The sequence below is a fragment of the Tsukamurella sp. M9C genome (assembly GCF_020169415.1).
In the GTDB taxonomy this organism is placed as follows: domain Bacteria; phylum Actinomycetota; class Actinomycetes; order Mycobacteriales; family Mycobacteriaceae; genus Tsukamurella.
The window spans coordinates 43,514-54,145 of the sequence record NZ_JAIULG010000032.1 but is presented as its reverse complement, the minus strand read 5'-3'; the positions used below and the strand labels follow the sequence as shown (position 1 = coordinate 54,145).

14 protein-coding genes and 1 tRNA gene are annotated in these 10,632 nt (G+C 71.3%); 5 read left to right on the top strand and 10 right to left on the bottom strand.

Annotated elements, in window-relative coordinates; genetic code table 11:
* The first annotated feature begins 683 nt into the window (after nucleotides 1-683).
* Complete coding sequence (locus tag LB823_RS15585; RefSeq protein WP_224648279.1) at nucleotides 684-1,403, top strand: PaaX family transcriptional regulator; 720 nt, start codon at nucleotides 684-686, stop codon at nucleotides 1,401-1,403.
* Here LB823_RS15585 and LB823_RS15580 read toward each other — a convergent pair whose 3' ends face one another.
* From LB823_RS15580 to LB823_RS15570, 3 genes are all read right to left on the bottom strand, one after another.
* Nucleotides 1,404-1,634: a hypothetical protein gene (locus LB823_RS15580; protein ID WP_224648277.1), complete on the bottom strand. Its 231-nt coding sequence runs from the start codon at nucleotides 1,632-1,634 to the stop codon at nucleotides 1,404-1,406.
* Nucleotides 1,635-1,751: 117 nt separating this feature from the next.
* Entirely contained in the window at nucleotides 1,752-2,531 is a 780-nt protein-coding gene (locus LB823_RS15575; RefSeq protein ID WP_224648274.1) for a crotonase/enoyl-CoA hydratase family protein, read from the bottom strand.
* Nucleotides 2,528-3,319, bottom strand: a complete 792-nt coding sequence (locus LB823_RS15570) for an acyl-CoA thioesterase domain-containing protein (protein ID WP_224648272.1) — start codon at nucleotides 3,317-3,319, stop codon at nucleotides 2,528-2,530. Before LB823_RS15570 ends, LB823_RS15575 begins: the two co-directional genes overlap by 4 nt.
* Before the next feature lie 90 nt (nucleotides 3,320-3,409).
* Here LB823_RS15570 and LB823_RS15565 point away from each other — a divergent pair, with 90 nt between their 5' ends.
* A complete protein-coding gene (locus LB823_RS15565; RefSeq protein ID WP_224648270.1) occupies nucleotides 3,410-4,018 on the top strand; it encodes a bifunctional 2-polyprenyl-6-hydroxyphenol methylase/3-demethylubiquinol 3-O-methyltransferase UbiG in 609 nt (202 codons plus the stop codon).
* The gene (locus LB823_RS15560) at nucleotides 4,015-4,449 is read left to right on the top strand and encodes a hypothetical protein (RefSeq protein ID WP_224648268.1); all 435 of its coding nucleotides are present in this window, start codon (nucleotides 4,015-4,017) and stop codon (nucleotides 4,447-4,449) included. The genes LB823_RS15565 and LB823_RS15560 overlap by 4 nt, the downstream gene beginning before the upstream one ends.
* A 21-nt stretch (nucleotides 4,450-4,470) precedes the next feature.
* Here the strand turns inward: LB823_RS15560 and LB823_RS15555 are convergent, their stop codons facing one another.
* The 3 genes from LB823_RS15555 to LB823_RS15545 form a co-directional block, all read right to left on the bottom strand.
* A complete protein-coding gene (locus LB823_RS15555) occupies nucleotides 4,471-5,826 on the bottom strand; it encodes an MFS transporter (RefSeq protein ID WP_224648266.1) in 1,356 nt (451 codons plus the stop codon).
* Nucleotides 5,827-5,867: 41 nt separating this feature from the next.
* Nucleotides 5,868-6,704 (bottom strand): hypothetical protein, encoded by an 837-nt coding sequence (locus LB823_RS15550; protein WP_224648264.1) that lies wholly within the window; start codon nucleotides 6,702-6,704, stop codon nucleotides 5,868-5,870.
* Between the two features lie 158 nt (nucleotides 6,705-6,862).
* Nucleotides 6,863-7,093 (bottom strand): hypothetical protein, encoded by a 231-nt coding sequence (locus tag LB823_RS15545; RefSeq protein ID WP_224648262.1) that lies wholly within the window; start codon nucleotides 7,091-7,093, stop codon nucleotides 6,863-6,865.
* 121 nt (nucleotides 7,094-7,214) lie between these two features.
* Here LB823_RS15545 and LB823_RS15540 point away from each other — a divergent pair, with 121 nt between their 5' ends.
* Nucleotides 7,215-7,751 (top strand): hypothetical protein, encoded by a 537-nt coding sequence (locus LB823_RS15540; RefSeq protein ID WP_224648260.1) that lies wholly within the window; start codon nucleotides 7,215-7,217, stop codon nucleotides 7,749-7,751.
* A 151-nt stretch (nucleotides 7,752-7,902) separates the two neighbouring features.
* On the opposite strand, the gene LB823_RS15535 is transcribed toward LB823_RS15540, so the two are convergent.
* Nucleotides 7,903-8,640 (bottom strand): class I SAM-dependent methyltransferase, encoded by a 738-nt coding sequence (locus tag LB823_RS15535; protein ID WP_224648258.1) that lies wholly within the window; start codon nucleotides 8,638-8,640, stop codon nucleotides 7,903-7,905.
* 85 nt (nucleotides 8,641-8,725) lie between these two features.
* Between LB823_RS15535 and LB823_RS15530 the strand changes: the two genes are divergently transcribed.
* On the top strand, nucleotides 8,726-9,112 hold the full coding sequence (locus LB823_RS15530) for a hypothetical protein (RefSeq protein ID WP_224648255.1): 387 nt from the start codon (nucleotides 8,726-8,728) through the stop codon (nucleotides 9,110-9,112).
* Nucleotides 9,113-9,189: 77 nt separating this feature from the next.
* Here LB823_RS15530 and LB823_RS15525 read toward each other — a convergent pair whose 3' ends face one another.
* The 3 genes from LB823_RS15525 to LB823_RS15515 form a co-directional block, all read right to left on the bottom strand.
* On the bottom strand, nucleotides 9,190-9,441 hold the full coding sequence (locus LB823_RS15525) for a hypothetical protein (RefSeq protein WP_224648253.1): 252 nt from the start codon (nucleotides 9,439-9,441) through the stop codon (nucleotides 9,190-9,192).
* Between the two features lie 111 nt (nucleotides 9,442-9,552).
* Nucleotides 9,553-9,626 (bottom strand) — tRNA-Pro (locus tag LB823_RS15520).
* A 55-nt stretch (nucleotides 9,627-9,681) separates the two neighbouring features.
* Nucleotides 9,682-10,632, bottom strand: coding sequence for a metallophosphoesterase (locus LB823_RS15515; protein ID WP_224648251.1), 951 nt, complete (start codon nucleotides 10,630-10,632; stop codon nucleotides 9,682-9,684).

The window sequence follows — 10,632 nt, the reverse complement described above, 5'->3', positions numbered from 1 at the left end:
GGGGGCATGGGGCGTGGGGCCGCGCCCTTGCCTTCGGCGCTCACGCCGCTCTCGGATTCTGTCCGATTCGGACACGGCCCAGGTCTCACGTCTGGAACATTCGGACGAGCAGCGCGGCACCGCGCGGGGGACGGCTGAGGGCGCGCGGCACGCCACGGGGAATCGGCGTTCAGCGTGGGAGAGCTGGCGCCACGTGAGGGAATCGGCGCCGCGCGGGGGACGACTGAACCCCCACGGCCCGGCATGGGGGAATCGGCGTTAGGCGTGGGAGAGCTGGCTTCTCGTGCGGGAATCGGTGCCGCGCGGGGGACGACTGGTCCCCCACCTCACGCACGACGTTCCGTAGGGGAGCGAACGCCGGAGCCTCCTTTCGGCGCCGCGCGGGGGACGACGGAGCCTGCATCGACGGCACGGTGGCCGGTGCACTATGCGCCGCCGCGCGCCGGAGACCGCCGACGGATCGACCGCTCTGACCAGGGCGGGCGCCGCACATCGCCCGCCGAGCCGCACGCACCCGAGGCGCGGCCGCCCGTGCACCGCACTTGTCCGAACCGGACAGAATCCGAGAGTCACGACCACGCAGCACCGTCGCCCGCCCCTGCAGTTCCGCAGGGCCACCGACGGCGCCGGCTCGCACACCGCTGACCCGGCGACCACGCACTCGCGGTGTAGCGTCGACGCCGATGTCCACGCCCCTCACCACCACGGTCTCGGCGCGCTCGGCCGTGCTGAGCCTGCTGCTGGGCGCGCATCCGCCGGAGCTGGAGGGTCGCGAGATCGTGGCCGCGATGCGGCTGTTCGGGGTCTCCGAATCCACGACGCGAGCGGCGATGTCGCGCATGGTGTCCGCCGGTGATCTGGTCCGCGACGGCGGGCGCTACGCGCTGTCGGACCGTCTCGCCCGGCGCCAGGCGCGCACCGACTCCCCCGTGATGCTGCCCTGGGACGGCACCTGGGAGACGGCGATCGTCACCACCAGCGGGCGCAGCGCCGGCGACCGCGCCGAGCTGCGCACCGAGATGACCCGGCTGCGCCTCGCGGAGCTGCGCGAGGGCGTGTGGATGCGGCCCGCGAACCTCGACCGCATGCTCCCGACGACGGTGCGCCAGGTGACCGCGCGCTTCACCGCGCGGCCGGACGACGACCCCGTCGACCTGGCGCGCACGCTGTGGGACCTGCCGGAATGGTCCCGGCACGGACACGCGCTGCTGGGCGCGATCGCCGACGCCGGCGACGACGGGCAGGCGCGCTTCCTGACGATGGTCTCGGTGGTGCGGCACCTCTACCGGGATCCGCTGCTCCCGCCGGAGCTGCGGCCGGCGGACTGGCCGGCGGACGAGCTCACCGCCGCCTACGCGGACTTCCGCGCATGGCTGGCCGCGATGCGGATCGGCCGGGGCTGATCAGGCGAGCGAGTCGACCACCTTCGTGATCCGCGCCTGCAGGCGGCGCAGCTGCAGCCCCTGGTCGTCGAGGCGGCGGGCGATGGAGTTGACCGCGTCGCACGAGCCGGTCTCGTGCAGGCTGCGGGCGTCGATCTGGAGGTCGTCGCCGGTCCGGCCGATGGACGCGGCGATGGTCGTGAGCTGAGTGGTGAGATCGTCGAGTTCGCTGCGGACGCCGGCGAGCCCCATGATGTTCCCTTCTGCGCGGCCCCGAGCGGGCCGTTCACCTGCACAGTAGGTGGCTGCTGTGACCGGTGTGACGAATTGCAGGTGACCGTTGCGTGTCCGTTACCCGACGAATCGTCGCTATCGCACAGGTCCTTCGTCGCGGAACGCGCCGTGCCGCCCCGCACCGTCGGAGAACCGGGTGGCGCCCGCGACGGCGCCGTCGGCGAGGGAAGCGAGCCCGTACCGGTACTCGATCCCGAGCGCCTCGGCCTCGGACTCCGCCTCCCCGTCGAGCATCGAGAGGCGATCGTTGCGCAGGCAGGTCTGCGGGAATCCGGCGAGCTGCAGCCCCAGCTCGACGGCGGCCTCCAGGGCCGTCCCGGGTTCGACGGTGCGGTTGACCAGGCCGATCGCCTCGGCCTCGGCCGCGTCGACGGGCCGCCCGGTGAGGATGAGGTCCATCGCGCGGCTCGCGCCGATGAGCCGCGGCAGGCGCACGGTGCCGCCGTCGATGAGGGGCACGCCCCAGCGGCGGCAGAAGACGCCGAGGACCGCGTCGGTCGCGGCGACGCGGAGGTCCGCCCAGATGGCGAGTTCGAGGCCGCCGGCCACGGCATGCCCCTCGATCGCCGCGATGACGGGCTTGCTCAGCCGCATCCGCGAGACGCCCATCGGCGCGTCGCCGTCGGGCTCTACGCGGTTCGGGGTGCCGGCGGCGACGGCCTTGAGATCGGCTCCCGCGCAGAAGGTCCCGCCGCGCCCGTGCAGCACGGCGACGGCGGCGTCCGGGTCGGCGTCGAAGGCGCGGAAGGCGTCGGCGAGGGCCTCGGCGGTGGCGCGGTCGACGGCGTTGCGCACATCGGGCCGGTCGATCTCGACGACGGTGACCGGTCCGCGCCGGCTGACGACGACGCTCATGACGACGTGGGCCCGTGGACGGCGGAGCCGGTGGCGATGCCGGTGACGGTGCAGACGCCGAACCGGCCGTCGCGGTCGAACATGCTGGCCGAGGAGATGCTGATGCCGTCGACGATGACGAACTGATCTGCCTCCAGCCCGATCTCGTCGCCGCGGGGCGCGCGGGCGATGGCCATGGAGACGTCGCCGTTGATGGTCTCGACGCCGCCGGTGCCCATGCCGGTCACCAGGTTGGTGCAGTCGGAGACCATCGCGGCGCGGGCGAAGGGCGTCGTCTCCTCGCCGTCCAGGACGCGCCATCCGCGGGTCCAGACGCGCTTGCGCTCGGCGGTGGCCCAATGCTCCGGGGTGTCCGACGAGACGTAGTCGCCGCTGCCGCCGGCCATCGCGAGGCGTGGGCCGCCGGGCGGCGGCGGGGCGGGGACGTGCGGATCGGACCAGACGGCACCGTCGGGCTGCGGGGCCCGGTGGTAGAAGGTGACGGCGGCGCGGACGACGGTCTTGTCGTTCTGGATGATCTCCGCCTCCGCGACGCGGATGCGGCGGCCCGAGCGGACCAGGCGGGTGCGCACGTCGAGGTGGCCGGAGCGGACCATGCGGAACATGTCGCAGTGCCAGCGGGTTCCGACGAGGCCCTCGCCGAACTCGGTATCGAGGACCTGCGCGAGCAGGCCGGCGATCGCCGGCCCCGACAGGGTGCCGGGCGCCCAGCGGCCCTCCGCGGCGGGCAGCGAATCGAAGCCGCCGCCGCTGCGGGCGAACTGCGCGGGTACCTCCGGGGTGGTCATTCCATTGGGTTTACCAGGCGACGCCGCGCGCCCTGTACTCGCATCCACCGGAACGCCGCCGCGGCGGCGGCCATGGGGTACTGATGGAGCATGGGCGATTCGTTCTTCGTGAAGATGTGGCCGCGGCTGGTGCGCAACGAGCCGCCGCTGCTGACCGAGCTGCGGCGACGCAACCTGGCCGGGCTGTCGGGCCGGGTCCTGGAGGTGGGCGCGGGCACCGGCACGAACTTCGCGCTGTACCCGCCGGAGGTCACGACGGTGGTCGCGCTGGAGCCCGAGGACGCCCTGCGCTCGGAGGCGTCTGCGGTGGCGGATGAGCGCGTCGAGGTGCGGCCCGAGCGGCTCGACGAGTACGTCGCCGCGGAGCCCTTCGACGCCGTGGTGTTCAGCCTGGTGCTGTGTTCGCTGCCCGACCCCGAGGGCGCGGTCCGGCAGGTCCGCGGATTCCTCCGGCCCGACGGCGAGCTCCGCTTCCTCGAGCACGTCGCCGCGCGGGGCGGGATGCTGGAGGGACTGCAGAAGGCGGCGGACGCCACCGTCTGGCCGCGGCTGTTCGGGAACTGCCATGCGCACCGCGACGCCGTCGGGCTGATCAGCGGGGCGGGTTTCGCGGTGACCACGGTGGAGGACCGGATGCTGGCGCCCGCGTGGGTGCCGATCCCGACGTCGCCCCTGGTCCTCGGCCGCGCGCACGCATGACGATCGACGCCACAGCGCTGGGCCTCGACACCCGGCTGACGCTGCTCGCCTCCGGCCTCGTCTTCCTGTGGGCGCTGGCCCTCGGGGTGTGGAAGTACCACGGGATCATGACCTCCCCGGAGCACCACGCACACGTCTACGTGGACATCGCCCACCGCGCCGCGCTGCTGTACTCCTTCGCCATCGCACTGGCGGCGGTCTTCGTGGAGCTCAGCGCGTGGCCGCAGTGGGTGGACCTGACCGCGGCCGCGATCCTGGTGTTCTTCTTCGTCGCGGCGATCGCCAGCTACTGCTGGCACGGCGCGCGTCGGGACACGGAGAACCAGCTCGCGCCGCCCGCGCCCGGGGTGCGGGGTTTCATGGTGGCGCTCATCGTCGCCGAGATCGGAGCCTTCGCCGTGCTTCTCGCGGGTTTCGTCGCGGCCTGGTGACCGCCGCCGGGTGAGCGGCGGTCAGGCGGCCTGCCCGCGGGTGCACTGGCATTCGGTGAGCGTGCCTCCCGCGGCGGCGGCGTGCCGCCAGGCGGGGCTGCCGGGCACCAGGTCGGGCTCGCGCTCCGGCGTGCGGTACCCCGTGCCCGACGGTGCCGCGACGGTCGCGCCCGCGGGGAGCGCGACGGGACCGCGGCGCCACAGAGCGGGCGCGAGGATCGCTCCGGCGGCGGCGATTCCGGCGAGGAGCGCCCAGGCCGGGACGAGCCCGAAACGGTTCGCGCCCCAGCCGGCGATCGGGTAGGAGATGAGCCAGGCGAGGTGCGAGAGGGAGAACTGGGCGGCGAAGACGGCGGCCACGTCGCTGGGCGCCGCCGCGGCGCGGAGCACCTTGCCGGTGGGGGTGATCGCCATGGCGGAGCCGGCGCCGCTCGCGAACCACACCGCCGCGGTGAGCGCCCACGACGGGGTGTCGGCGGCGGCCATCGCGACGGCGCCGACCGCCGCGACGGTGAGTAGCACTGCGCCCGTGAGCATCACGGACCGCTCCGAGAACCGGTCCAGCAGGCGCGGGACGGCCAGCGCCACGAGCAGGGTGCCGCCGCCGGATGCGGCGAGCATCCACGCGACCTGGGACTCGCTGCCGCCCAGTCGATCGCGGACGTAGTTGACGGTGTTGACCACCACGATCGAGCCGGCGGCGGCCACCGCGAAGTTCACGGCGAAGACGCCCCGCAGGCTCGGGGTGCGCGCGAACAGCCTGACGCCGGAGAGGATCCGGTCGGCGGGGCCGCCCGCGGGCGCGCGGCGCGCGTCGGGCACCGTCGCCCTGAGGACGAGGAATGCGGAGACGACGAATCCGACTGCGGTACCGAGGAACAGGACGTCGAAGTCGATGAGCAGGAGCGCGAGCGCGGCGAGGACGGGGCTGACCAGGCTCTCCATCGTGTAGGCGACCTGGGACGCGGACAGCGCCGTGGTGTAATCGCGCTCGTCGGTGATGATGTCCGGGATGACGGCCTGGAAGGTGGGCGTGAACGCCGCCGACGCCGCCTGCAGCGTGCCGATGAGCACGTAGATCTGCCAGACCTCGGTGACGAAGGGCAGGGCGAGGACGATGCCAGCGCGCACGACGTCGAGCGCCACCAGGAACGCCCGCCGCGGGAGCCGGTCGACGTACGCCGCGGCGAGCGGCGCGATGACCACGTACAGCACCATCTTGATCGTGAGTGCGGTGCCGAGCACGACGGCGGCCGAGGAGCCCGCGATCTCGTAGGCGAGCAGGCCCAACGCGACGGTGGTCAGGCCGGTGCCGAGCAGGGCGACGATCTGCGCGCTGAACAGCAGCCGGAAGTCGCGGTTCGCGAAGGGACCCACGGTATCTCTCCTGAGTTCGGTGCCGACGTGGTGGATGCGGGTCAGTGGTGGTGCGCGGCGTGATGGCTGCTGTGCGGGCCGCCGTGCGCGACGGGCTCCGCGCCGTCGACCGGCGCCTCCGACGCCGCGGACGGGGCGGGCTCGCCGGCGACGAGCGTGAAGTCCGCGGTCCGGACGGTGCCGGCGTGCTGGAAGTCGAGGAACAGCCGGTACGTGCCCGCCGACGGGGCCATCGCGTGGAACCGGATGTCCGGACCGGCGGGGGTGGCGGGGTCCGACGGGTCGCCCTCGGGATGGACGTGCAGGAAGGCGAGGTCGCCGGCGCGGAGCGCGACGAGGTGGCCGTAGGCCGCGAGGTACGGCTGCAGATCCGTGACGGGGATCCCGCCGCGGGTGATACGAGCGCGCAGCTCGGCCCCCTCGCCCGGCAGGAGCGCACCGTCGAGCGTGACGACGTAGTCGTCGACCGTCGAGACGGTGCGGCGCTCGAGGAGGTCGCGAGGCCGATAGTCGCCGGGGACGGCGACGTCGGCGCCGAGGACGATGCCCGCGCCGAGCGTCGTCGGGGCGATGTCGGCGAAGAGGCGCCACACGCCCGGCGTCAGGTCCAGCTCGACCGACCAGGTGCCGGCCGCGTCCATGACGGGGTGCACGTGCTGGAATCCACTGGTGTCGCGCTGGACGGCGATGAAGTGCAGCTTCCGATCGTGCTGCACGTCGAAGGCGGTGACCGGCGCGTCGTCGGGGCCGAGGATCGCGAACTCGACGCGGGTGCGGCCGGCGTCGAGGATCGTCAGCGCCGGGGTGATGCGGTAGCCCTGCTCCGCGGCCTGCAGCCCTTGCGGGAACGGTGCGGCGGCGTGTGCGCTGTGGTCCATGACGTGCTCCTTCGGTGTGCGTGCGCGGCGGATCCACCGTCGTGCGGGTACCCCCTGAGGGTACTTGGTTTTATACCCCATGGGGGTATCCGCGTCAACCGTCTTCACGAAACAGACACACCGATGGATCCGTCCGCCGGCGGTGGATTCACGCGGCGTCAGTCGTTGGGTACCGCCGCGAGCCGCGGCTTCGAGTAGTAGAGCGTGAAGCTGAGCCAGCTCCCGTCCTCGGTGATCTCGTCGTGCATCACGAGGTCCTCCACCTCGACGGTGCCCAGCGCCTCGACGGTGTCGGCGAACCGACGCAGCAGCGCCGGCAGGTCGCCCTGGCCGGCGCCCCTCGGGTTCGCCTGCGAGATGGATCTCAGCAGCGTGTGGTCATCAGCCATACAGCGATGGTGTCACGGTCGTCGTGCCTGGTCGAGGAGGTTTCACAGCGGGCCGACCCGGCGAACACTTCCAGGCACCGGCGCCGAATGCACAGCTCACGGAACTGGATAGACTCCCACCATGCGACGTCGATCGTCGGCCGCACTGATTGTGGCCGCCCTTGCACTGGTAGCTGCGGGTTGCAGCCTCATCAGCGGAGATGACGAAGGGCTCCCCAGTTGCGCGTCACTCGGCGACGTGCAGAACCCTTCGTACGAGGAATTGAACGGCGCGTTCAGCCGACTGGTCGAGAAGGACTGGCAGCGGATGACCTCGCCCGCCTACGCGGGCGACGCCGACTGGAAGTCGCAAGAGGAGTTCACGACGTCGTGGCGGATGCAGTTCGACGAGACGAACTGGGACCAGCTCCTCCCGACGCTCCAGCCGGGCGCCGTCGGTAAGCACCGCGTGCTGCTCTGTGAGCAGAACCGGGAAGTCCTGCACCGAACGAAGAGCGACACGACCAAGGAGCAGGTGCGAGTCACCAACCGGCTCATCGGCGACGAGCCCCTGTACGCGCTCTACGTCAATGGACGAGCGACCTGCCGGTTCACCGCGACATCGTCTCCCTCGACACAACAAGCACTGCACGAGACTCTCTGCCCCAACGCGCAGTAGCCCGACGACGGTCCCGCCGCCAGCTCAGTCGGAGGATCTCCGTGCCCTCGGCGGTGCGGGTGATCACCGCGCTCGGTGCGCTACCGAGCTGCGCCACACCGTGATGACAGCCTGCGCTCGCCGGTGGCGGCGAGCCTGCGCAACAGCGAGGTCACGCCTCCAGTACGACGAACAGGAACGCCAGGAACCGCGGATCGTCCTTGTCCGCGAAGAAGTCGGGGAACCGCTCCAGCGCCTCGGGCGCGGGGCCGGGTTCATCCATGTGGGTGACGCGGAATCCGCTCTCGACGAACGTCCGGAACATCGTGGCGAGCGATCGGTCCCAGAAGGTGAGCTCACCGGTGATCCCTGCCATCTCGGACTCCGTGCGCGGCCGGGTGTCGAAGTAGTTCGGCGTGTGACCGGCCTGGAGTTGGGTGAACAACATGACGAACGGGTGCTCCACGGAGAGGATGACTCGGCCACCGGGCTTGAGCACGCGGCGGAACTCGGCGAGCGGGGCGTTCCAGTCCTCGAGGTAGTGCAGGGCGAGCGAGCAGACCACGTCGTCGAAGACCGCGTCGCCGAAGGGCAGAGGCTGGGCCAGGTCTGCGACGTGCAGCTCCACGTCGCCGCCGACGCGCTCGCGGGCGATGTCGATCAGGGCCGCGCTCCCATCGGTGCCGACCGCCGACGCGCCACCCTCGACGAGGTCGACGAGGGTCGGACCGGATCCACACCCCGCATCGAGGACGCGCTTACCCGCGACGTCGCCGAGCAACGCTCGGATCGCCGGCCGGTTGTAGTACTCATTGAGGAGGCTCGTCGCGTTCTCCTGCGCGTACGCCTCGGCTATCGGGTCGTACGCTGCGGCGGTACCCGATCCGGGCGGTGGCGTCGAAGTCCCCATGCTTCGACGGTACCGACGCAGGATGCGGGCGGCACTGGGACCGAAAGTCGATCAGCATGTCCGACCTCCTCGCTACGCTCCTCCCATGACGCCGACTCTGGATGATCTGCACCAGGCGCTTCGCGCGTCGTGGGGCCCGGATACCTGCGCTCCGGAGGATGTCCGCCAGTGGTCGACGACGAATGTCGCACGCGGCCAATGCGGCACTTCCGCCCTCGTCGTACACGACCATTTCGGTGGACGCCTCGTGCGCGGTGAGGTCCATATCCATGGCGAACGAGTGGACTATCACTGGTGGAATCTGCTCCCGAGCGGCGAGGAGGTCGACTTCACCCGCGCACAGTTCGACACGAAGGAGGTCGTCGTCGGCGGCAATGCAGTCGAGCGTCCAACTCAGCCAGGACGATTGGACACCGAGTACAGGATTCTTCGGCGCCGCGTCGATTGCCTGCTCGCGCAACGGCACGCCTGAACAGACGCTGATCTCAGCCGGATCAGGAAGAGCTGCCACACACTGCAGACCACCGTCCAAGAACGACGATCCCTCCGCTAATTGAGCCGGTGGAGTTCCGCGCCCTCGGCGTCGCGGGTGACCACCGCGCCGGGTGCCCAGACGGAGACCCCGCCCTGCCAATGATCTATCTCGAGTTCATTGCCATAAGGATTCACGACGTCGGCCAGCATGAACTGCCCGCCGCCGAGGTCGTACGTCATCCCGCTCGGTTCGAACATGACAGTGAAGGGTGCGTCTCCGTCAGCTGTGAGCTTGATCCGCAGGAAGGGCTCTGGTTCAGCGTTCATGCTCTTCCCCTGCATCGACTCGACCCGACGCCCGGGCCATCGAGGAACAAGTAAGGCCCCTGGCCAGTGTTTCCACTGATCAGGGGCCCTGCTGTCGTCTCAACCAACGAGTCGGGGTGGCGGGATTCGAACCCACGACCTCTTCGTCCCGAACGAAGCGCGCTACCAAGCTGCGCCACACCCCGTGGTGACAACCTGCAATAGATTACTACAGCCACCGTCGGGCAGGAAATCCGCAGGTCAGGCCTGCACCGCCTCGGGGGCGATGACGGGGCCGAGCTCCACCTCCCGGTCGCGCACCGGCGCGCCGACGAGGGTGAGCAGCGAGGCCTCCGGGCGGCAGAAGGTGCGGAACGGCGCCCACGGCGACGTGCCGAGCCCGGCGCTCACGTGCAGCTTCATGTGCGCGCCCCACGCGGAGGCGCCCTTCACCCGCGACCGGTCGAGGCCGCAGTTGGTGATCAGGGCGCCGTACACCGGCAGGCACAGCTGCCCGCCGTGCGTGTGGCCGGCGAGCGCAAGGTCGTAGCCGTCGTCGGCGAACCGGTCCAGCACGCGCGGCTCCGGCGAGTGGGTGAGCGCGAGCCGCAGGTCGACGGACTCGTCGGCGCGCCCGGCGATGGTCTCGTACCGGTCCCGCTCGATGTGCGGATCGTCGACACCCGCCACCTGGATTGTGACCCCGCCGGCCTCGAGCCGCCGCCGCTGGTGCGTCGCGTCCAGCCAGCCGCGCTCGGCGAACGCGGCCCGCAGGTCCTGCCAGGGCAGGGGCTCGCCGTGCTTGCGCTCGTGATCCTTGTCGAAGTACTTCGCCGGGTTCTTCGGCGTGGGCCCGAAGTAGTCGTTGGAGCCGAAGACGAACAGGCCCGGGCGGCCCAGCAGCGGGTTCAAGGTCTGCACCACCGACGGAACCGCGCGCGGGTGCGAGAGGTTGTCGCCCGTGTTCACCACCAGGTCCGGCTCGAGCGCGGCGAGCTCGTGCACCCAGGCCTGCTTGAGCCGCTGGCCGGGCGTCATGTGCAGGTCCGAGATGTGCAGGATCCGCAGCGTGGGCGTGCCCGGCGGCAGGATCGGCAGCGTGTGCTCACGCAGCGTGAAGGCGTTGCGCTCGAAGACTCCCGCGTAGGCGAGGGACGCGACACCCGCGCCCGCCAGCCCGGCGCCGGCCTTGAGAAGAGGATGAACTGCCAT

Bases quoted from the DNA above. Each gene is read 5' to 3' on its own strand.
- LB823_RS15585 (WP_224648279.1), top strand. From the start codon at position 684: ATGTCCACGCCCCTCACCACCACGGTCTCGGCGCGCTCGGCCGTGCTG.
- LB823_RS15580 (WP_224648277.1), bottom strand. From the start codon at position 1,634: ATGGGGCTCGCCGGCGTCCGCAGCGAACTCGACGATCTCACCACTCAG.
- LB823_RS15575 (WP_224648274.1), bottom strand. From the start codon at position 2,531: ATGAGCGTCGTCGTCAGCCGGCGCGGACCGGTCACCGTCGTCGAGATC.
- LB823_RS15570 (WP_224648272.1), bottom strand. From the start codon at position 3,319: ATGACCACCCCGGAGGTACCCGCGCAGTTCGCCCGCAGCGGCGGCGGC.
- LB823_RS15565 (WP_224648270.1), top strand. From the start codon at position 3,410: ATGGGCGATTCGTTCTTCGTGAAGATGTGGCCGCGGCTGGTGCGCAAC.
- LB823_RS15560 (WP_224648268.1), top strand. From the start codon at position 4,015: ATGACGATCGACGCCACAGCGCTGGGCCTCGACACCCGGCTGACGCTG.
- LB823_RS15550 (WP_224648264.1), bottom strand. From the start codon at position 6,704: ATGGACCACAGCGCACACGCCGCCGCACCGTTCCCGCAAGGGCTGCAG.
- LB823_RS15545 (WP_224648262.1), bottom strand. From the start codon at position 7,093: ATGGCTGATGACCACACGCTGCTGAGATCCATCTCGCAGGCGAACCCG.
- LB823_RS15540 (WP_224648260.1), top strand. From the start codon at position 7,215: ATGCGACGTCGATCGTCGGCCGCACTGATTGTGGCCGCCCTTGCACTG.
- LB823_RS15535 (WP_224648258.1), bottom strand. From the start codon at position 8,640: ATGGGGACTTCGACGCCACCGCCCGGATCGGGTACCGCCGCAGCGTAC.
- LB823_RS15530 (WP_224648255.1), top strand. From the start codon at position 8,726: ATGACGCCGACTCTGGATGATCTGCACCAGGCGCTTCGCGCGTCGTGG.
- LB823_RS15525 (WP_224648253.1), bottom strand. From the start codon at position 9,441: ATGAACGCTGAACCAGAGCCCTTCCTGCGGATCAAGCTCACAGCTGAC.
- LB823_RS15515 (WP_224648251.1), bottom strand. From the start codon at position 10,632: ATGGCAGTTCATCCTCTTCTCAAGGCCGGCGCCGGGCTGGCGGGCGCG.